This window comes from Peribacillus folii, from assembly GCF_030271255.1.
Taxonomy (GTDB): Bacteria; Bacillota; Bacilli; order Bacillales; family DSM-1321; genus Peribacillus.
The window spans coordinates 14,374-36,667 of sequence record NZ_JASJOM010000019.1; the positions used below are offsets into that span (position 1 = coordinate 14,374).

Here is a 22,294-nt window from a genome sequence, read left to right on the forward strand (position 1 = left end):
CTTCTTTTTCAATTCCTTCATATCCTTCATCTTTACAAAAAAAAGAAATATGAAGAATAAAAAATCAGCAATTGATCGTCACAAAAAAGGACCCAATGGGGTCCTTTTTTGGTTGAATGTCAACTGCTTAAGCCAAGCATGGCAATGATGCTCAATAAAGAACTGCTTCTAACGGAAAGCTGCTTCACGGCAAACTTTACCTGCTGTTCATCAAGCTGGTCGAGTAAAGGCTTTAATTCCATCAATTCATTTTCCAGCCCTTTAAGATCATTTGCTATCTGGTCCATCTTAAAGAGCACATGTTCAGAGTCGACGGTGGTTTCCTTCCAGACCTGTAATCGTTCCTTGATGTCATTCAATGGCATATTTTGTTCTTTATACCGATTGATCATCCGAAGGCGGTTTAGCGCATCTTCCGTGTAATATCGGTATCTGGACCCAGTTTTTTCATAGTTCAGCATTCCTAGCTGTGTGTAATAATCAATGGTTCTCCTTGAGACATTTGCAAGTTCAGCGAGCTGGCCAATCCGATAAATATTCACCCAGATAGTCACCTTCTTTTAAAATCTACTGTTAACGATACTATAACATAAGATTTCAAAAAAGGACTTCCAGGATGAATCAATTAGACTACTTTATCCGCACTTCCATTCATCTGTTTTTTAGCAAAATATAAGGCATCTTCCTTGGATTTAAAAAAATGCTGTTTCTCGATTTTATGGTACAACCCCGTGCTGAGAAGCAACTCCTTCGGTTGTTGCTGGATTCCGGAAATGATCAGTTTTCCTTTGCATTTCCTGATGCGATTAACGATTGCCAATAGTGCAGCCTCTGCTGACGTATCCATATAGGATACCCGGCGCATGCTTAAAACCAATATTTTCGTCTTATTATCCAAGTTCTCCAATATCGAAGACTCCAGTACATCTATCGAACCAAAGAATAATGGCCCTTCCAAATTATACACGTTGATTTTTGAATCCGAATCATCTGTCGGGATGATTTCAGTGATATCGTTCCTTTCTCTAACCTCTAAGGTATGGCTCATTTTTTTTATGAAAGTGACGAACGCAATCAATAGGCCAATGCCGACCCCCATGATTAAATCAGTGAAGACCGTGACAAGAAAAGTCACTAATAATACCGCTGAATCAGTCGTCTTCGTTTTCAATACATGGGCGAACTCCTTTCTTTCACTCATATTCCAGGCAACAAACATCAATATCGGAGCCATGCTGGCCAAAGGTATATGCTCTGCAAAAGGGGCAAGTACGAGTAAAACCATCAGAACGACGATTCCGTGAATGACTCCCGACACGGGGGACACTGCCCCGCTTTTTATGTTGGTCGCTGTCCTTGCAATGGCACCCGTTGCCGGTATTCCTCCAAAAAATGGAGTCGCCATATTCGCAATTCCTTGGCCGACCAATTCCTTATTGCTATCGTGCTTGGTTCCTCCCAGGTTATCGGCCACAGTGGCGGATAACAAGGATTCGACTCCTCCCAACAAAGCAATCGTAAAAGCAACCGGTAGGAGGGTGATGATGGTTTCCACTGATAAGTCCGGCACATTGAATTCCGGGAATCCTTTCGGAATCGCACCATACGTCGAGCCAATGGTGGCTACCTTATCCGGAAATAAAAAGGAGGCAGCCAAAGTCGAAACTAGCAGGCCCAGCAATGCCCCCGGCACTCGCGGCAGAACTCTCGGTGCCAGCAGGATGACGATGAAGCATATACACGCGACAACGATACTATAAAAATTGATCGTGTCCGCTTTGATCACCAATTCCTTCATGTTATCGATAAACGCTTCATGCTTTTCCACCTTCATGCCCAGAAAGCTGGCAATCTGTCCCGAAAAGATGATGATGGCAATGCCTGTCGTAAAGCCGATAATGACTGGACGGGGAATGAACTTCATCAAATTGCCCAGCTTTAGCAGGCCCATCAACACTAATATCAGCCCTGCCAAAAATCCGGCAATCAGCAAGCTTTCATACCCATATTGTATGACGATGCCGAATAATAAGGGAACGAAGGCACCAGTAGGCCCTCCAATTTGAAATTTCGATCCGCCCAAAATGGAAATGAGAATTCCTGCGATGATCGTCGTATATAATCCGTATATTGGTTCCACACCTGAAGCAATTGCAAATGCCAATCCTAAAGGAATGGCCACGACGCCTACAACCAACCCAGCCGTTACGTCTTTTTGAAAACCCTTCATGTTATACCCTCGAAATCTAGTATCTTTTATCATCTTGATCATTCTCACATCCTTGGTCATTTTTGATTAACATCCACCATCGACAGAGGGGGTATTCTAAAAGCATGAACCTTGCTTAATGGAAGAACTTCACAGGGGAAAATGTTTCTTACTGACTGCAGGAGCATTGGGTTTACGGAATGGACGTCATGTGCACTCTCCTTTGTTAAGTTATTTGACATGCTTCAATATTATACAGTAAAACGTAAAACTGTACATTGTTAGAAATGTAAACATTTGTTTACATTTTTTCCAACGTTTTTACACTCGTATTACAAACCAGGACAATACTTCCAGACTGGTTATTTTGATACCGGAGATATAGACTATGAATCAGGAAGATTGAACTTCCGGCTATTTCCCCATCCAAATCACCCTGCTGGAAGAAAGATCATGATTGTGGAAATTCCGTTCAAAATGCGCTCCTTCCTCATGAACATAAAAAAACCCGTCCTCCGATGAAGGGGGGACGGGTTACTGGGGAAGCAGCCTTTAGCGCATGACATTTACGGTCTTCCTATTTCTCCAATTTTGATATTCAGCCTTGATATTTTCCCATTTGAGTCCTTTTGTTGCAGTTACCTGATAATCTGATTTGTAAAGGGTATTCCCCACACCTACAGCAAACATTTTGCTTGCCTTGATCGAATCGATGCCGGCAGCGGCATCTTCAATACCGATCGAACGCTCCGGGTTTGCCTCAAGCCGGTTACATGCAGTGAGGAAGATTTCCGGATCTGGTTTTGATTTTTTCACTTTTGAAGCATCGACAATATAATCAAAAGTGTTGTCCAACTGCAGTGCCCGCAAAACCGTCAGGGCATTTTTGGAAACGGATGCAAGGCCAATCGGAACACCTTCTTTTTTAATGGCGGAGATCAGCTCCACTATTCCCGGCAGGATATCTTGAGGCGTCAAATGGTTTAAAAACTGGCAATAATGTTGATTCTTTTTTTCCGCCATAGATTCTTTTTCATGTAATGTGAAGTCGTTTTGTCGATTGCCTTCTTCCAAGATCAGTTCGAGTGAAGCCATGCGGCTTACGCCCTTTAGCCTTTCGTTAAACACTTCGTCAATTTCGATGTTCATCTCATGAGCGAGTTGCCGCCAAGCCAGGAAATGATAATGCGCAGTATCCGTTATGACGCCATCCAGGTCAAATACTACAGCATCAATGAACCTTTCATCCATTAGAACCGTCCCTCCCATTTTGAAGCAGTGCCGCCACATTCCGAGATGTTCTCTCGATATTCGCATAGGCACCGCCTAGAATTTCTTCAATTGGCCGCATCGCAGGAATGGTGGGGAAGATCGCATCAAAGCCATGTTCGTAAAGGGCTTCCGTGCCTTCACCCACACTTCCGCAAATCGCTATGACCTTCGCTTTTCGCGGCGCGCATTTCGCAACGCCTGCAGGTGCCTTTCCATAAATCGTTTGGCCATCCATTTTACCCTCGCCGACAATCACGATATCCGCATCATGGCAAACCTCTTTGACCTTTAAGTGCTCCAGCACAAGATCAATGCCCTTCTTAAGCTGAGCTCCTGTGAATAACAGCAGTCCTGCTCCCATCCCTCCGCCGGCACCGCTTCCCGGCAAGGAGGAGACATCCGTTCCCATATGGCTGCCTGCTATTTGATAAAAACTGCCCATAGCTTGATCCATCTCATTCAACATCGTTTCCGGGAGCCCTTTTTGCGGACCGTATATGTAAGTTGCACCGTTAAGTCCAGTCAAGGGATTTTCGACATCTGCAGCCACTGTGATTTTCATAGAATCCAAACGCCGGTCACGGTTAAGATCAGACAATGATGTTATCCTGAACAGATCCTTGCCGGTACCCTCTACAGGCTTTCCTTGTTCATCGAAAAATTCATATCCAAGCGCGGAGGCCATGCCCACTCCGCCATCATTAGTGGAACTCCCGCCGACTCCAATGATCAGTTCCGAGGCCCCTTGATCCAGCGCATGACGCATCAGCTCTCCCACTCCAAAGGAGGTGGTATGCATAGGATTTCGCCGATTTAGCGGAACAAGGTGTAATCCACACGCCTCCGCCATTTCGATAAAAGCTGTCTTGCCACCATTCGAGAATGCTATTTTCGCTTCTACCGGGTTTCCAAGCGGACCTGTAACCGAAATGCTTTCGATGCTCCCCTTATGAGCGGATACCAGAGCTTTGACCGTACCTTCACCGCCGTCTGCAATTGGCAGCAAATGATACTCCGCTTTTGGGAATATGGACATGAACCCTGCTTGAATTGCTTTAGCCACTTCGTCTGCTTGTAAACTCTCTTTAAATGAATCTGGTGCAATGACAACTTTCATGTTTGCCTCCCATTTTTTAATGATCACTTGCAAGGTCGAATGCTCCATCCGAAAGTGAAGGCCTCTTACCCAAGGTCCACTTCAACTATATTCGATACAAGAAATACATTCCCCTTTAGCTCAATGTACAGATCATCACCGGCAACCTTCGTGATCACGGCTTGCTCATGGGTGATGGCAATGTGTAAGCGGGTTCCTTGGAAAATGAGCGGAAAGGTAAGTTCCGACCATTCCGAAGGCAGTCTAGGGTCTAGGTTCAACCGCTGATTCTTGATGGAGACATTGGCAAAACCGAACATCGCAGCCATCCAGATGGCACCGAGGGAAGCTGCATGAAGTCCCTCATCAGATGAATGCGGATTCGGGCCCAGGTCGATTAAACAGCTCTCCTGGAAAAATTGATAGGACTTATCGATGTCACCCGCCCTCGCTGCAACTATGGCATGAATCGCTTTGCTCAATGAAGAATCGTGAATGGTATGCTCCTCATAGTAATCCAGATTTTTTGAAAGTATATCACGCGGGAATAAATCAGGTAATAAGTAAAGCAGCATGACGACATCCGCCTGTTTCAGGATTTGCATTTCATTCACTTCTTGTCGTGAATAGTCCATGAGGATCCCTTGGCTGCCTTGAGCTAGTTTGTACCGCGAAAGGTCGATCTCAGGCTTGCTCAGAAACGTATCATCTTGGGGGATGATCTTATCATCATTGGCCTTAGGCAGATATAAGCGCTTCAAAAACTCATGGCCCCGATTCTTTAATTGACCATCATCATCGCCGTATTTATCCATAAAAAACAGCGCCTGCTTGACATTGTACCAAGCCATATAATTGGTGAATGCATTATTATCTACGTGTTCCGTGTATTCATCCGGGCCGATGACATCTTTGATGACCAGCTGGCCCTGTTCTTCCTCGGCCCGGCTGATCCAAAACCGGCTCGTTTCCTTAAGAAGCTCCAGTCCTTCTTTTTTCATGAATGTGTCATCCAGTGTATTTTGGTAATACTTCACCACCGTATAGGCAATGTCTGCAACGATATGATGCTCCGCCAAGGCGGAGGCAACCTTCTGCCGCTTCCCGGTTTTAATGTTAATGGCGGCAAATTCGGGTGTTTCTTCTTCCCCAGTAAAGGCACTTTCCCAAGGGAACAAAGCACCTTCATATCCATTAGATGCAGCTTTACCGAGCGCCTGCTTCAGTTTCAGGTAACGGTAACGCAAGAGCTTTCTCGCTTTTTCCGGCTCCGTAAACAGATGGAAGGGTATGATGAATATTTCCGTATCCCAAAACACATGGCCTTTATATCCTTCTCCCGTCAAACCCTTGGCGCCTACGCTAAACCGTTCATCATGAGCAGGGGTCATGACCTCCAGTTGATAAACTGAAAAGTCGAGCGCAAGCTGGTCAAAATCCCTCGTGGAGCTCACTTTAATGCGCTTTTCCTTCCAAAATTGCGCCCACTCTGCTGCGGATTCGTGAAGCAAAGCATCATATCCGGCAGCAGAGAAGCTTCTTAGTGCCGCTTCACTCGCCTCTTCAGGGCTTTGCTCCCTCAAATCACCATCAAGAGACGTATAAATGACGCCGATTTTTTCAAGGACGAAAGGGGCATCGGCCGGAAGATCGTGCTTAATGGCGGATAGGAGCTGCCTATTTTTGGCTGTATGGGCTATCCCGCCATTGGCTGAACAGGTACAACATGCTGCAAGTGCGATCGTTTGCCCTGATTCGGTTGTTTTATAGATTCCCTGAAGCAGGTCCCCTTCCGCAACACGCACCTTTTCTTCAATAAGATGCTGTCTTCCATAATTCGTTTGCTGCGCATCGATTCCGGTCACGATCTTCATTTGAGCCGGTTTATCCAAAGAAGTTACCGTCAATTTAGTTGCCAGGACATGGAGGTCATTTTTGGCTGCAAGACGCTGGAATGTAAGGCGGAAGCGTGAACCGGCACCGTTTTTCCATACGATATCACGTCGCAATTCCCCATTTTCAAGGTTCAACTGGCGTTGGTAGGAAAGGATCTCTCCAGTTATCAGGGAAAAATACTCTCCGTCAAGCTCAATGTTCATGCCTACCATATCAGGCAAATTGACTAAATCGGACGGTTCATTGGCTGTAGCTTTATTATAAATCCCTGCCACATACATTCCTCTTGTTTGACCTACATAATTCTCCTCATGAGAAGCACGAAGACCGAAATATCCGTTACCTACAGTCATTAAACTAGCGAATTTATTTATATAACGCAGATCGAATCTATTTTCATCTAATTTTTTCATATGGATATGCTTTCACCTTTTTCAGCAGATTGATAGAGAGCTTCAACGAGTTGCATGATCAAGTAACCTTCCCTACCGTCAGCCACCATGACCTCTTTGCCAAGGCATTTATCAACAAAGGCGGCCATGCCCTTTTGCAGCCTGTCTGGGTCGGCTGTCTCCCTATCCAAGATCGTCACCAATTCCCCTTTTCGATCAGAATAAATGTGGGCAGGAAACAGGGTTGCACCCGCCTCGTCTCCAAGAAATTCCACATTCATGATCGATGTTTCTTTTATATTCAGAGCAAAGGAAGTCTCGATTTGCAGCAAGCACCCGCCCTCAAGCTCTATGAATCCAAATAGGGAGTCCTCCACTTCATACTTGTTCGGGTCCCATTCACCAAAAGATCCGTGCGATTTTTTCGTGCCGATTTTTTGAAACATTTTTGCCGTTACTTTTTCTACTTTCGGATAACCCATTACATAGAGGGCAGCATCAAGCATGTGGACGCCCAAATCGATTAGGGGACCGCCTCCCTGCGCTTCTTTATTGGTGAAGTTCCCCCAACCAGGTACACCGCTTCGGCGCAGAGCTTTTGCTTTAACGACATAAATGTCCCCAAGGACGCCCTCCGCCACTTGTTGCTGCATGATTCTAACATCTTCTGCAAAGCGATGGTGGAAATTATAAGCGAGAATAAGGTCATTTTCTTTAGCAACTTCATGCATGCGCTTTGCTTCTTGAGCTGAAATGGAAGGAGGCTTCTCGCACATTACATGACAGCCATGCCCAAGGGCCTGCATGACATGCTCATAATGGTATTTATTCGGCGTGCAGACACTGACGATGTCCGGCTGTTCCGCTTGAAACATCTCCTCGGCATCCGTATAGTATCGTGCGATTCCGTTCCGTTCCGCAAATTTTTTTGTCCGCTCGAAATTTGGGCCGACAACTGCGACAATTTCTACCTCATTCCTGGTACGGTAGAATGAAACATGGACCTTTTCTGCCATTTGCCCTCCACCTATTATCGCAATCCTCTTCTTCATCCATTCTCAGCCCCTTTAACCTAGTGATTGCCTTAGGTAATGTAATGCTTTCATATATTCCGCTTGCGGATCATTTCCCCTAACACGGCATTCGAGGGTTAAAAAACCATCATATCCATCTTTCTTCAGCTGATTGAAATGACGACTGAAGTCCAGTGAGCCGCTGCCTGGCTGAAAACGGTGGTTATCCGCCAGATGGATGTGCCGAATCAAATCACGATTCAGATGCAGTGCCTCGGATATACCATCTTCTTCAATGTTCATATGATAGAAGTCGGCGATGATTTTCACGTTGTTCAACTCGTTTTCTTCTATATAACTCCTTGCATCTGCAAGCGTATTGATCATATGATCTTGATAGCGATTCAAAGGTTCAAGAAATATCGTTGTCCCGGTTTCCCGTGCAACTGTCTCCAAGTAAAGCAGGGAATCGTTTACGGCCTTTCTATCTGCTTCCCGGCTTCTGGGAGCATCCATCGGCGGCAATCGGTAGGTGAACATGCCCCAGGCAGCCGGAACGACAATTCCGCTCCCGCCCACTTCTTGGAGCGCTTCAAGGATTTTTCTGATTTCTGCTAATCCATTCAGCCTGCGTTCCTCATTGAAGTCACCAATCCAACCCATGTACCCTCCGCAGGCAGTCGTTATCGGAAGCCCTGTCTCCCTAATGGCATCCTTCACTTCTTCCAAATGATCGACAAGGAGTTTGCCATCAATTTCAAAGCCTTCAAAGCCTGCCTCTTTTAAGAAAAAGAATTTTTCTTTCAAATCCCTCGGAAAAAACGGCTGATCCTGTGTACCGATTTTCATTAATACATCCCCCATTCACAAATATTTCAACATTGATCATCGCCCGATAAAGGCTCATTTATTATAGTCAATACCCATTTTGATACTTAATTCGGGATGCTGATCGATATATTCCATGTAGGCTTCTGCACTCTGTTCAAATGAAACGATTGGTTCGATGATATCCTCGCAATTCAGATAGCCGTTCATGAGCAGCTCCCAGCAGGTCTCTTCAATGCGCTTCCTGTTCCAGCGCGGAAAATCTGGATTAGGCTCGCTTGCTGCGCGGGAAAACACGATTTTGGCATTATTGAAATGGGCTTCCCTTCCGAAATTCAACCCTTCCGGAAAGGCTTTCCCAAAGGCCACATAGGAAATGATGCCGCCATACGCAATGCCCTTCAGTGCCGCTTGAAGGGCTGCCGCATTTCCGCTTGTTTCAATGATGGAATCCGCCCCTATTTTATTCGTCAGCTTCTTCACTTCAAAACCAACGTCATCAATCGTCGGATCAAAGCAAGCATCTGCCCCGTTACGCCGTGCGATCTCCCTGCGTTGACTCAAGGGATCGACACCGACAACGATGCTCGCACCCGCTTTCTTTGCCAACTGAATGGCCAATTGCCCAATTGCACCAAGGCCCACCACAACGACGTAATCACCTGCGCGTACGTTGGCATCGCGGACACCGCTCATGGCAAATTGTGCGGGATCATAGCACACGGCATTTTGCCATTTGGCGCCTTCAGGCATTTTTCGTAAACGGTGGTTATCCACAGCATTTACAATGACCGTTTCCATGATGGGTCCGTATGTACAAACCGTATCCCCCACTCGGTATTCCGTTACATCGGTTCCGATTTCAATGATTTGTCCTACAACCATATTCCCAAGCTGGAATTCACCGAATACGATCCCTTTAGTCGATCCTTCTTCCCTTGGCATGAACATCCGCCACTCTTCAGAAAAATCCTCATCCATGAAAGGTGTCATCCCGCGGAAGTCGATCACTTCGGTTCCATGTTTAGGCGATGCGAAATGCACATCTATTCTCACTTCATTCGGCTTGATGTCACTTTCTTCGTAATCGACCAATGCTGCTACCCTTGGTTTTACCGCAACTAATTTTTTCATCCTATATACCTTCTCTCATTTTTTTTTGAATTTTTCCGATTATCCTTTCACTCCGCCTTCGGTCATGTTCCCTTTAATGAAGTGCTCGGATATTGCATACATCCCCACAACAGGCAATGCCGTTATGAGCGAGGCTGCCATCATTCTTCCCCAAATATAGTCAGGTGTACTGAATAAGGCATTCAAGCCGATCGGAAGCGTGAAGTTTGCGGAATCCGACAGGAATATCGATGCAAACAAGTAATCATTCCAAGCGACCATGAAGGAATACACAAAAACAGAGATGATCCCTGATATGGCTAGAGGGATGATTATATAGAAAATGATTTGGACCCTGTTTAACCCATCAATCATAGCCGCTTCCTCCAGATCATCGGGAATGGTGTCAAAATAACTTTTTAACATGAAAATCGAGGTTGGAAGCGTTTGAACGATCATGGTGATGATCAATGCTGTTTTTGTATCATACAAACCAAGGCCCGAAATGATCTTGAATAAAGGCACGACAAGCAAAATCCCGGATAGCATGTATACGGTATAGAAGCTTGCATTAATGGTCGTTTTTCCGATAAAGTTCAATTTCGAAAGGGCATATGCCCCGAAAATCCCGATTAAAACAGACAGCAGCGCTGCAGTGAGGGCCACCGTTAAGCTGTTTTTAAAATAGGATAAAAAAGGGAAGATATCCGGATTGAAGATATCAACATAATGCTGCAATGTCCAATGCTTCGGAAAAAAGGTCGGTTCGGTAGCAACCGCTTCCTTGGAGTTCTTGAATGAAGTCATCAACATGATGAAGAAAGGAAATAAGGAAACGACCAATAAGGCGATCAGCCCGGTATAAAAGCCGATTTTCCTTGCTGCTTTATTCTTTTTACTGCTAGCCATTGCCATTGAACTTCACCCGCTTTCTTGATGCTATGATTACGATGGAAAGGATAATGAAAAGAATGACAGATATGGATGCGGCCTTACCGAGATCATTGAAGGCAAATGCCGTTTCATACAAGTAGATACCGATGATGTTCACTTTGTTCGTCAACAGATATACATCCGTGAACATATAGAATAACCAGATGGAACGAAGCGTTATTATCGTTATCAGTACAGGCATGATTGCTGGGATGGTCACATTCCTGAACTTCTCCCAGGTCGAAGCACCATCGATTTCCGCTGCTTCATACAAACTGGAATCAACCGTCTGCAGGATTGCCAGGAACGAGATGAATGCATAAGGGAAGTACCTCCAAATTGCAAAAAGCACGACCAGGATGAAGCTGCTGACAGGATTGTCGAACCAAAGGGGTGCTTTATCAAATAGATGGAACACGTCCACCCCCAAATGATTTATGACGCCATATCCATTATTGAACATGTATTTCCAGGCAAAAACCAAGGAAATCGAAGGGGTTACATAAGACAGGATGATTAATGACCGGGCCGCTTTGCGGAATTTGAAAGGGCGGTTAAAAAAGATTGCCACGGCCAATCCCAATGCCGTGCTCCCAGCCACTGCCAGTATCATGTATAAAACGGTAATCCCTAATGATTTAATGAATTCGACATCCGTCAGTATGTCGGTATAGTTTTTTAACCCGACAAAGGCTGCATCTAGCCTTGGGTTAATTGGTAGATCAAAAAAACTAATCCTTATATTGGATATCATTGGATATGCAACAAGCAAAAGCACTAAAAAGACACTTGGGAAAAGCAGTACCAATGCCAACTTCATATCCGATTTCCCTCTGTTTTTCATGTTCATGACCCCCTTAATACATCCCGTTTCCCCCTATGAAATGTCCAAGACCCCTTATTATGCTACCAATTATCACAAATAGGCATCGATCTTGGACAAATTTCCTGAAATGGGGGGCTTCCGGATGTTTTTTCCTTTCCTTGATTTTATTTGCTCAAGATATCTTTGATTTTCTTATCAGCGATTTCAAGTTCACTGTCGACGCTTTTTCCGCCAACTGTAATTTCATTCACTAATTTCGAAATGGCACCCGAGCTCGTTATATCGCCCATTTTCAAGTAGTTTTTTTCTCCTACCAAGCCAAAGACTTGGATATCGTTAAATGATGTGGCAATTTCCGTCGATAAGTCCCCAAAGGACTTCACCACTTCATTGGATTGATAAACAGCATTTTCCGTGACCGCTTTATTGACCGGCTGTGCACCGCCCGGTGACATCAATACCCACTCTGTCATATTTTCCGGTTCTGACAAGAACGCCGTGAATTTTTCTGCGGCCTCTTTTTGTGCATCATCCAAACCAGAGGAAATGGTGATGGCCGAAACCGTTCCATACACCGCTTTGGATTTTTGTTGCGGAATCGCAAAACCAATATTGTCTGCATCGCCTTCTGCATGAACCGAAGGCAGGATATACGTCGAATATACAGCCATCGGGGTCGTCCCATTCATGAATGCATCTTTCACCTCGGTGGTATCATTTGAACCTGGCATCGTGTATTGGGATAGCTCTTTATAATAGGTCAGCGCTTCTTGCATCGCTTTGTTATTCATATCCAGCTTCCCTTTGCCATCAAGTACATTCGCATCGTTCGATAGGGCAAATTGGGAGAATGCTTGCTCAGAGAATCCCCCTTCAACAGTCGGCAAGCCAATGCCGTACTTTTTACTGCCGCTGTCCGTAAATGCTTTGGCGACTTTCAGTACATCATCCCAGGATTTCGGCTCTTCAAAACCTTTGGAAGCGAGCATCGCTTTATTGAACCAAATCCCTTGTACCCAGCCACTTATCGGAATACCGGTATACCCCTTCCCATCTTCTGGGGTCACTAATCTTAAAGCGCCATCATAGAAGTCCGTTTTACCCGCTTTCTCAAGCGTTTTGGTGACGGCCTCTTTATCAATGAGCTGCTCCTTATCCATTACCTTTGCATAATCCTGCCCGACTTCAAGGACTGCAGGAAGTTTTCCTGCGCTTGCTAACGTTATGATCTTTGTATTATATGAATCTTCTTGAACTGGAACTTGCTTGATTTTAATAGTCGGGTTTTCTTTCTCGAATTTATCGACCAGCTTGTTGATCACGGCCAGGCGCTCTTGTTCAACCGAGGAATGCATGAACTCGATCGTTATGTTCTCTTCTGTGCCTGCCTTGCTTCCACCGCTGCAGGCTGATAACACAATGCTTAAAACGAAGATCAACGCTACACTCATGATTTTGAATTTCATCGGTTTGCCTCCTAGTTACTTGATTTCAACCAAAGGAATTGATAAGGATCCAGTGTAATAGTATCGGTGAAAGTCATTTCTTCCCCAGTGAGCACATTGACGAATTGTCCCGATAATTCGAGCTCCACCTGTTCATTCGCAATATTATGAATAATGGTAAGATTTTTTCCCGAACCGGTGCCCCTCTTCAAGGCAAATATTCTTTCACCTTTGTCCAAAACCTCCATAGGCACATCCGGATGGAATAAGGCTTCCGCTTTCCTTATTTGGATGATGTGCGTCAATTCCCGATATACCTTGCTACGCAGCGTGCTTGGTTTGGTCAGCTCCGTTACTATATCATCCAATTTGTACTTTTGGCGGTTAATGGATCGGTTCATTCCCGTTTTGACTACACCTTCATGATCATTTCTGGATCCCAATATACTTTGGATGTATACTGCCGGCACTCCCTGAAGTGTTAGTAAAATGGAGTGTGCTGATAAAAAGCGTTTCACCCTTAGTTGATCATCATCCTCCCGTTTATTTAACGCGTCCAGGTACGTCACATTTATTTCATATGGACTTTGTGTACCATCCGGATTATTTTTATAGTTCACCCTAGCTCCTTCTTCTTTTAGATCAGATACAAGAGCAAGGATTTCTTCTTCAGGGATGATGCCGCGAATCGGATTCAGGCCAATGCCGTCATGGGAAGCAAGAAAATTAAAAAAAGTTGTCTCGTCTCCGGCTGGCTGTAAATTCCTTGCCCAGCTTGTGAGAGCGCTCCCATTGCCGCGATTAATTGTATATAGCACAAGCGGCGGTAGGGGAAATTGATAAACCATATGTGCTTCATCGCTACCATTGCCGAAATATGAAATATTATCTTTATGAGGTACATTCGTTTCCGTGATGATGACCGTTCCTTTTGCTACTTCCTCCACGATATCACGGAATAGTTTGATGATTTGGTGTGTTTTTTCAAGGTGGATACACGTGCTTCCTACTTCTTTCCACATGAATCCCACCGCATCCAGCCGAATATATTCCGCTCCATGTTCGATATAGAATAATAGGACTTCGATCATTTTCAATAATACATTCGGGTTTTTGAAGTTCAAATCGATTTGGTCTTCACTGAAGGTTGTCCAAATATATTTTTCCGTTCCATCTTTCATTTGAAACTTGGTAAGGACTGGAGTCGATCTTGGTCTCGTAACTGCACTCAAATCTGTGTCAGGATCCATCTCCGTAAAAAAGTGAGCATACTCGGGGCTGCCTTTTATGTATTCTTTAAACCACTCACTCTTTGCCGAAATATGATTGCACACGTAATCAAACATGATTCTCGTTTTCGTTGAAAGGCTTGCCACATCTCCCCAATCCCCGGCTATTGGATTGACCTTTTTATAATCGATGACCGAAAAACCATCATCCGACGAATAAGGATAAAAAGGAAGCAGGTGAACGATTTCGAATTTATCTGCCAAATACTGATCAAACACCTTCTCGAAAGTCGCCAATGTTGGCTTTCCTTCCTCCCGGAATTGATCTGAATAGGTAATCAATACAAGATCTTTTTCATCCCATCTTTGTTTGCGATCTTTATAGTGTGTTTGTTTTGCTTTTAATAGCTTCTCTTTCAGGGTGGTCCATATCTTTTGTGCATCAGAATCCCCATATATTGCAGATAGCCTATGTTTGATATATTCCATAATACGCCTCCTCCTTGGAACCGTTTCCATATATTTATAGAGAAATTCCCCCTCGTGGTACCGCTCCCACAAACAAAATATAATACAGTAAGCGCTTTCTGTCAACGAAACAATTCTCACATACTTGCTATAAAGAGCCTTCTCATCCTGCTTGCCTGCCAGTTTTAAAATTTCTATTGCCAGCATCACGTTTGACACATATAATTTACCCTATGAAACCGCTCTCTTTATCAATCATGCAGAACATTTCCTTTTGAACCTATTAAAATCCAGTAGAGATCATACAGAATACAGGAGGGGGAGAATATTATTGGGACACACCATCTACGATATTGCCCGTGTTGCGATGGTTTCGAAATCCACCGTGTCACGCGTTCTCAACAATCAAAGCAATATCTCTGAAGAATCGCGCGAGCGCGTGTTAAAAGCAATTGAACAACTGAACTATCATCCCAGCAAATTAGCCAGGGGCCTTTCCTCAGGATTTGATGCCATCATGGTACTATCTCGTTCTACCAAGACTACCGCTAATAATCCATTTTTCTCTGAAATTATCCATGCCATTTCAACCAATGCCGAAGATAAAAACTTCGATGTGATTTTACAGACTGCGAAAAACAGCCAAGATGAGCTTCAAAAATGCATCAGGAAAATAAAGGACAAATTCATCAAAGGGATTATCATGCTAAGTTCCCCTGCAGATGAGAACTTTTTCCAACAGATAGATCCCTTCAATATCCCGATTGTCGTCATCGGCAAGGTTGAAGGACATTATAAAAATGTTTTTTCTGTAGACACGAATAACTTTAGGGACAGCTATGATTTGACGCAATACTTGATTGATAAAGGACATCGCGATATTGCCTGCCTGCATTCTCCGCTCGATTATCATGTGTCCATCGATCGCCTGGAAGGATATAAATCATGTATGGAGGCAAACGGCCTCCCTCTAAAGGATGAATGGGTCGTGAATAGCGGCTACACCATTGATGCCGCCCATAAATCAGTAAAAAAAATGCTCGGGAATAACCGGCCGACGGCCATTTTCGCGACTGATGACCTTAAAGTGATGAGTATCTATAAGATGGCCGCAGAAAACGGCCTCACCATTCCGGAAGATCTATCCATCGTAGGATACAGCAATTCGAATTTACATCCATTCCTTTCTCCATCCTTGACTTGTAAAGAAATTCCCGTGAGGAAATTGGGGGATGTGGCAAGTCAGATCCTTTTTGCAAAAATGCAGAACGACCCAAATCCGAACCCTCATACGATCATTCCAACTGAAAACATCATCCAAAATTCCGTAGCTGAAAAGTGAATGATGGAGTTTTCAGGACGAACCTTAAACTATGATCACAAATGCAAAAACCGTCCTCCATTCATGGAAGGACGGTTTTTGCGCTATTGTTTTCATCTTCACTCCACGACCGGGAGCCAGCCTTTTACCCCGATTAGTTTTTCCCAGAGCGGATCCGGAATCACCAGTTCGGCCTGATCTTTTTTGGAAAGCGTCGTCCGGATTTCCATTTCCTTGCCTGACCTGATTTTTTCGATCCAATGCGGCTCCATCAGAAGTTCCCGGCCAAGTGCGATAAATGGGACACCCGTTTCCATGGCTTCTGCCACTTCATCCGGAGTGTGCAAGGCCCCAACTCCGACGACCGGGATACGGTTGCCCACTTTGTCATAAATTTTAACGATGCGTGACTTGGTCCTGTCACTCTCACGGAAGGAGCCATTCCAGAAATGACCTACCGAGATATGCAGGTAATCAAGGTTCTGGTTCGCCAATCTATCGACAAGCTGCAGCGTATCGTCCAAGGTGATCCCTGGATTGCTGCCTTCTTCGGGTGAAAGGCGGTAGCCGATCATAAAGGGCTCGTTTGCATGCTCAGCAACTGTTTTCTCCACTTCATTCACAACTGTGAGCGGAAAAATCAATCGTTTCCCTAATGTTCCTCCCCATTTATCGATACGTCGGTTCGAGTGCGGCGAGAAGAACTGTTGGAGCAAGTATGTATTGGCACCATGGATCTCCACGCCATCGAACCCCGCTTCAATTGCCCTTCTTGTCGCTTCCCCAAATGCCTTGATTACGTCCTGGATGTCGTCTTCACTCATTTCCCGGGGTACTGGTGCATCTGCATCGGAAGCTACGGAACTGGCTGAAACAGGCTGGTTATCAGGCAGTAATTCCGTGGGACTTTGGCGCCCGCCATGATAGATTTGCAGGATGGCTTTCGACCCGTTGGATTGAATCGTCTCCGCCAATTTCCTTAAAGATGGCAGGAAGGAATCGTCATCTGCACTTAATTGACCAGGAAATCCTTTGCCGCCGGCAGTGACATAGGCACAAGCCGTAATCACGGCGCCGACACCTGCAGAACGATCGGCGTAATAAGCCAGTTCAGCCTCGGTAACCACCCCATGGTCATCTGAAGAATAGGTTGTCATCGGAGCCATCATGATACGGTTTTTCACTTCGACCCCTGAAGAAAATTTATATGGTTGAAAGATTTTTTCGTATTTTTGATTCATGCCAATTATCCCCCTTCGATTTCTGTTGTTAATGATGATGATGCCCGTGCGGCTCTTTAGAAGGGTTCGTAATTTCAAATCCCTCTTGGGGCACGTAAAAATATTTGATCCAAACACCATCGAGGAATTCCTCACGAGAGTCCAGTAAAATATCAATGTCTTTATCTGTTTTTACCATTTCATCATGCTCTGTAGGTGTATCCAGCTTCATATCATAATGAGCATGGTCGCCATGCATATGGGTGATATATACACGGATCATCTTACCAACTGCTTCTTCCGTGTTCAGCATATTATGTAGAACCTTTGCTGCATTCCGATTGATTTTGCATTTCATGTCCATTCCTCCAGCTATAAAATTGACCATGTAATCAATTGTACCCAACTTAGGGTTTTCCGTAACATCCATTTATCTCCTGCCCTGCCTGCTTTAGGCCGTTCCTTTTACAATCGGTCCGAAGGAAAAACGATGCCGATCTGATGTCGTGCTTCATCCATGATTTCCATCGTCGTTAGCGAATGGGTGAATGAATTGATTGCGGATTCCCGTTTCCCCTGCTGTATCAATTCAACGAATTCTTTCGCTTCATAATACATTGAAGGCTTATCCTGCGTAACCGTGATATTTTCTGCAGTTCCATCGCGATACTGAATACTTGCTGCAACGGGTCCTGAAATTTTCTGGATCAGGATGCTTCCAAGTTCGCCCTGTATTTCTGTCGGCTGATCGGATTGGGTGATCTTCGAAAATATGACGACTGCCTCCATATCATCGTAAGAAAGCAAGATCGAGCCCTGCCCGTCAACTCCGGACTCGAGCATCGTTCCTGTTGCCTGTACCTTATTCGGTTTACCGAATAGTACCACGAGCGGATACAGGACATAAATTCCCAGATCCATTAATGAGCCGCTTGAAAATTCCGGATTGAATGCATTCAGCACCGTACCCTGTTTATATGCATCATAACGGGATGAATATTGGCAAAAGCTAGCGGTGTAACGGCGGACTTCGCCGATTTTACCCAAATTTTCCTGCACGCTTCGAAAATTCGGCATGATCGTTGATTTCATCGCTTCCATCAGCAGCACCCCATTTTGTTGGGCGGCCTCGATCATTCGCTTCACTTCCCTCGCATTCGATGCCATTGGTTTTTCACATAATACATGCTTTTTACCTTGTAAAAACAATACCGCCTGCCTGCAATGATGAGAGTTGGGGCTGGCTATATAGACAGCATCGATTTCATCACTTGCGGCCATTTCTTCCAGATTCGTAAAAATTGTCGAGACCCCATATTTTCCGGCAAATTCCTTTGCCTTTGCTTCCGTACGTGAATATACCGCAGTCAGCGATAAATCCGCTACATGCTTTGCCCCCTCCAAAAATCGTTCCGTAATCCAATTTGTCCCTATTACTCCTAATCGTATCAACAGCTTATCCCCTTTCAAGCTAACTTATTATGTACTCAATATACCGACAATCCATAAAAAAACAAAACATTATGTACAACAGCAGCGGTTATAATTGGATTTTTCAGGTAATATTCGTTTATAATTTCCTATATTACCACTGCCATGAGGTTTCTACATACTCCCATAAGGGGAAAGAAAACTAAAAAAAGGAGCGTGTGAAGTTTATGTCAGACTTAATGAAAAATAAAGTGGCCATCATTACCGGCGGAGGATCGGGAATTGGCCGGGGTGCAGCACTGAAGCTAGCTGAAAACGGCGCGAACATCATCTTTTTTGACCGCACCGTGGAAAAAGCTGAAAAGGTGAAGGAAGAGGTTGAAAATCTCGGCCGGGAAGCTTTAATCATTAAAACCGATGTATCAAAGCCGGAGCAGGTAGAACATGCCTTCAAGGCTGCCTATGACCATTTTGGGAAAATTGATTTTGTATTCGCAAACGCGGGCATCAACGGCGTGATTGCCCCAATTGAAGACATCAAGCCGGAGGATTGGGATCAGACACACACCATCAATCTTAAAGGCACCTTTCTCACCATCAAATACGCCATTCCATACATGAAAGAAACGGGCGGCAGCATCGTCATCAATAGCTCCATCAATGGAAACAGATTTTTCAAGAACTTTGGTTTTTCCGCCTATAGCGCCTCCAAAGCTGGGCAAGTCGCGTTTGGTAAAATGGCCGCGCTCGAATTGGCTAAATATAAAATCAGGGTCAATACCATTTGTCCAGGCTCAATTGATACGAATATCCACGACAATACCTTCCCTGAAGATGAAAACCTAAAGAAAATCACGATACCCATCGAATATCCTCAAGGCTCACAGCCATTAGCCAATAAGGCCGGAACCACCGAGCAGGCTGGTGACCTTGTTTTGTTTTTAGCCTCTGACATGTCCTCACACGTCACCGGCACCGAGGTTTATATCGACGGAGCTGAATCGCTTTTATAATCCATACAATCCTGACAAAAAGAGCTGAAATCCCATCATGGGATTTCAGCTCTTTTCTTTACCTATGCCATCTGCTTTAAGCCGCGGCGTGCCAGCATGAAGTAAGCGAGCATGGCAATCGCTTGGCAGCTCACCATCACGATTCCCATCGGCATGGGGGAATCACCAGAACCCAAGCCGACCAAAGGTGCCATGAGCGAGCCCAGTATGAAAGGCAGCAATCCAATCAAGGCCGATGCACTCCCTGCCGTTTTTTTCTGATTTTGCATCGCTAATGAAAAACTCGTCGTTCCGACAATGCCGACGCTTGAAACGGAGAGGAACAAAGCGATTAAGATACCAGCTAACCCGATCTCGAAAAAGACCGAGGCAATAAGGAAAACCCCGCCAAACAGAGCAAGGCATAATCCGAATTGAAGCAGTTTTTCCTCTTTCACCCGCCCTGCCAGCTTTCCGGCAACTTGGGAGGCAATGATGATCCCGACTCCATTCATGGCAAAAATCACGCTGAATGCCTGTGGGGAAACACCATAAATGTTCTGAAGGACAAATGGCGAACCCGAAATGTAGGCGAACATGGCAGCACTTATGAAGCCTTGAGAAAGCGCATATCCCATAAAGGCACGGTCCTTCACAAGATTCCCAAAAGTCCTGATTGTGTCATTTACCCCGCCTTCACTCCTGAGATTAGGCGACAACGTTTCCTTTATCCCGAAAAAGGCAGCCCCGACCATCAGGACACCCAATATGGCAATGACGATGAAAACGCCACGCCATGATGTGAACTGTAAAAGTTGACCCCCAAAAACCGGAGCCAAAATCGGGGCCGCTCCATTCACAAGCATTAGCATCGAAAAGAATTTGGTCAAGTCCGTTCCTGAAAATAAATCACGGACAATGGCCCTTGAAATGACAATGCCCCCCGCGCCGGCAATGCCTTGGATAAAACGTAATAATAAAAGCAATTCAATAGTCGGAGCGAAAGCGCATAACAAAGATGAAAGGCCATAAACCGATAAAGAAACGATTAATGGCGTGCGCCTTCCTTTCGCATCGCTAAGCGGTCCCAAATATATTTGCCCGATTGCCAGCCCTAATAAGCAGGCAGTCAAACTTAGCTGTGCTAGGGACGTACTGCTTCTCAGATCCTCCGCCAGGGTAGGTAGGCCTGGTAAATACATATCCAATGACAGCGGTCCAATCGCTGCAAAAGAGCCGAGCATAAGAGCCAAAAGCAGTCTGTTGGATTTAGTCATTTGGTTGCCTGTCAATATCGTGTCCTTCATTTCAATCATTCTTTAACCTATCCCTTTCAACATATTGTTTTTTAGCTTTCTTCATTTTACAAAAAAACGGAACATTTTACGATAAGTTTGCTTTTATTGAATTGATATATGCCCTTCCATGCTTATCTCTTCCCGAAACTACAAAAGAATAAATATATGTAACGGCTACCACGAAGAAAATTTCCCGCCTTGGAATGTAACAACAACTGGGTATTCTTTAAAGCTTCTGCACATAAAAAATGACCGCTTTTTGGAGTCATTTCAATTTATCAACCTTTTTTCCTGCTGATCGCGGATATTTATGCTTTTTTCAACTTTATTAAATTACGGGGCGTGTCTCCCGCTAATCCTTCCGTCAGGTTCTGCACTGCGAGAGCTGCCATTTTCAATCTTGTGGCAATGCTGGCACTCCCGATATGCGGTAATGTCACCACATTGGGCAATGCTAGCAGCGGATGATCGACAGGAACAGGTTCTTCTTCGAATACATCCAATCCTGCCGCCCATATTTCGCGGTCCTGCAAGGCCTGGTACAAGGCTTTCTCATCTATGATCCCGCCTCTTGCCGTATTTATGAGCACTGCCGTTTCCTTCATCATTTTCAGCTGCTTCATGCCAATCATATAAGCGGTCTCCGGTGTGAGCGGGAGCATGACACAAACAAAATCCGAGACTTGAAGCAGTTTTTCAAGCGGCAAATATTCGATGTCCCATTCTTTTTCCTGTTCATATTTACGGCTTCGATTGAAATAAACCAGCTTCATATCGAAACCTTTTGCCCTTTTGGCAAGCGCTTCCCCTATCCTTCCCAAGCCGATGATCCCCAGCGTTGCACCATGTACATCTTGCCCTGTCAGCTGCATGGGCGACCATGTCTCCCATTTTCCTCTTTTTAAATAAGCCTCTGCCTCCATCATCCTTCTTGCCGTTGCCAGCAGCAAGCCAAAGGTTAAGTCAGCTGTTGTTTCCGTCAATACCCCAGGCGTGTTCGTTACCATGATGCCCCGTTTCGCTGCACTGTGAATATCAATATTATTATAGCCGACTGCCATATTGGCAATGATCTTCAAATGATCCGCCCGATCAATCAGTGACTCATCGATGTTTTCCGTCAACAGGCAAAGCAGCCCATCAACTTCCTTCACTTCCTCTTCAAGTACCTCCCTTGGAACCGGTATTTCTTCTTCCTCCCACATCCTGATATCATATTTCCCTCTTAACCCGTCAATGATTTGTTCCGGCAGTTTCCTCGTAATATAGATTTTCGGCTTCACTTGATCCCCTCCTATTCCCATTCTTTCAT

At 44.9% G+C, this 22,294-nt stretch carries 19 protein-coding genes; 2 read left to right on the forward strand and 17 right to left on the reverse strand.

What is annotated here, in order from left to right; all coding sequences use genetic code 11:
• Positions 1-119: 119 nt before the first annotated feature.
• The 12 genes from QNI08_RS21310 to QNI08_RS21365 form a co-directional block, all read right to left on the reverse strand.
• Positions 120-542 carry a MerR family transcriptional regulator gene (locus QNI08_RS21310; RefSeq protein WP_285769357.1) on the reverse strand — a complete coding sequence of 141 codons (423 nt, stop codon included), beginning with the start codon at positions 540-542 and terminating at the stop codon, positions 120-122.
• A gap of 83 nt (positions 543-625) precedes the next feature.
• A complete protein-coding gene (locus QNI08_RS21315; RefSeq protein ID WP_285769390.1) occupies positions 626-2,263 on the reverse strand; it encodes a SulP family inorganic anion transporter in 1,638 nt (545 codons plus the stop codon).
• Between the two features lie 498 nt (positions 2,264-2,761).
• Positions 2,762-3,460: a beta-phosphoglucomutase gene (gene pgmB / locus QNI08_RS21320; protein ID WP_285769358.1), complete on the reverse strand. Its 699-nt coding sequence runs from the start codon at positions 3,458-3,460 to the stop codon at positions 2,762-2,764.
• A complete protein-coding gene (locus QNI08_RS21325) occupies positions 3,453-4,598 on the reverse strand; it encodes a glycerate kinase family protein (protein WP_285769359.1) in 1,146 nt (381 codons plus the stop codon). The genes pgmB and QNI08_RS21325 overlap by 8 nt, the downstream gene beginning before the upstream one ends.
• 65 nt (positions 4,599-4,663) lie before the next feature.
• The gene (locus QNI08_RS21330; protein WP_285769360.1) at positions 4,664-6,886 is read right to left on the reverse strand and encodes a glycoside hydrolase family 65 protein; all 2,223 of its coding nucleotides are present in this window, start codon (positions 6,884-6,886) and stop codon (positions 4,664-4,666) included.
• Entirely contained in the window at positions 6,883-7,917 is a 1,035-nt protein-coding gene (locus QNI08_RS21335) for a Gfo/Idh/MocA family protein (RefSeq protein WP_285769361.1), read from the reverse strand. The genes QNI08_RS21330 and QNI08_RS21335 overlap by 4 nt, the downstream gene beginning before the upstream one ends.
• Positions 7,918-7,932: 15 nt before the next feature.
• Positions 7,933-8,727 (reverse strand): sugar phosphate isomerase/epimerase family protein, encoded by a 795-nt coding sequence (locus tag QNI08_RS21340; RefSeq protein WP_285769362.1) that lies wholly within the window; start codon positions 8,725-8,727, stop codon positions 7,933-7,935.
• A 54-nt stretch (positions 8,728-8,781) separates the two neighbouring features.
• Entirely contained in the window at positions 8,782-9,840 is a 1,059-nt protein-coding gene (locus tag QNI08_RS21345) for a zinc-dependent alcohol dehydrogenase (RefSeq protein ID WP_285769363.1), read from the reverse strand.
• 39 nt (positions 9,841-9,879) lie between these two features.
• Positions 9,880-10,728 (reverse strand): carbohydrate ABC transporter permease, encoded by an 849-nt coding sequence (locus tag QNI08_RS21350; protein WP_483313806.1) that lies wholly within the window; start codon positions 10,726-10,728, stop codon positions 9,880-9,882.
• Positions 10,721-11,596: a carbohydrate ABC transporter permease gene (locus QNI08_RS21355; protein ID WP_285769365.1), complete on the reverse strand. Its 876-nt coding sequence runs from the start codon at positions 11,594-11,596 to the stop codon at positions 10,721-10,723. Before QNI08_RS21355 ends, QNI08_RS21350 begins: the two co-directional genes overlap by 8 nt.
• A 146-nt stretch (positions 11,597-11,742) precedes the next feature.
• The gene (locus QNI08_RS21360) at positions 11,743-13,044 is read right to left on the reverse strand and encodes an ABC transporter substrate-binding protein (RefSeq protein ID WP_285769366.1); all 1,302 of its coding nucleotides are present in this window, start codon (positions 13,042-13,044) and stop codon (positions 11,743-11,745) included.
• A gap of 11 nt (positions 13,045-13,055) precedes the next feature.
• Positions 13,056-14,741 (reverse strand): sugar phosphorylase, encoded by a 1,686-nt coding sequence (locus QNI08_RS21365; RefSeq protein ID WP_285769367.1) that lies wholly within the window; start codon positions 14,739-14,741, stop codon positions 13,056-13,058.
• A gap of 310 nt (positions 14,742-15,051) precedes the next feature.
• On the opposite strand from QNI08_RS21365, the gene QNI08_RS21370 reads away from it, so the two are divergent.
• Positions 15,052-16,062 carry a LacI family DNA-binding transcriptional regulator gene (locus QNI08_RS21370; protein ID WP_285769368.1) on the forward strand — a complete coding sequence of 337 codons (1,011 nt, stop codon included), beginning with the start codon at positions 15,052-15,054 and terminating at the stop codon, positions 16,060-16,062.
• Positions 16,063-16,160: 98 nt separating this feature from the next.
• Here the strand turns inward: QNI08_RS21370 and QNI08_RS21375 are convergent, their stop codons facing one another.
• The 3 genes from QNI08_RS21375 to QNI08_RS21385 form a co-directional block, all read right to left on the reverse strand.
• The gene (locus QNI08_RS21375) at positions 16,161-17,282 is read right to left on the reverse strand and encodes an NADH-dependent flavin oxidoreductase (protein ID WP_285769369.1); all 1,122 of its coding nucleotides are present in this window, start codon (positions 17,280-17,282) and stop codon (positions 16,161-16,163) included.
• A 28-nt stretch (positions 17,283-17,310) separates the two neighbouring features.
• Entirely contained in the window at positions 17,311-17,619 is a 309-nt protein-coding gene (locus QNI08_RS21380) for an iron-sulfur cluster assembly accessory protein (protein ID WP_285769370.1), read from the reverse strand.
• A 107-nt stretch (positions 17,620-17,726) separates the two neighbouring features.
• Entirely contained in the window at positions 17,727-18,713 is a 987-nt protein-coding gene (locus QNI08_RS21385) for a Gfo/Idh/MocA family protein (protein WP_285769371.1), read from the reverse strand.
• Positions 18,714-18,919: 206 nt separating this feature from the next.
• Here QNI08_RS21385 and QNI08_RS21390 point away from each other — a divergent pair, with 206 nt between their 5' ends.
• Complete coding sequence (locus QNI08_RS21390) at positions 18,920-19,705, forward strand: SDR family oxidoreductase (protein ID WP_285769372.1); 786 nt, start codon at positions 18,920-18,922, stop codon at positions 19,703-19,705.
• 62 nt (positions 19,706-19,767) lie between these two features.
• Here the strand turns inward: QNI08_RS21390 and QNI08_RS21395 are convergent, their stop codons facing one another.
• Positions 19,768-20,991, reverse strand: coding sequence for a multidrug effflux MFS transporter (locus tag QNI08_RS21395; RefSeq protein ID WP_285769391.1), 1,224 nt, complete (start codon positions 20,989-20,991; stop codon positions 19,768-19,770).
• 299 nt (positions 20,992-21,290) lie between these two features.
• Complete coding sequence (locus QNI08_RS21400; protein WP_285769373.1) at positions 21,291-22,265, reverse strand: 2-hydroxyacid dehydrogenase; 975 nt, start codon at positions 22,263-22,265, stop codon at positions 21,291-21,293.
• Positions 22,266-22,294 lie beyond the last annotated feature (29 nt).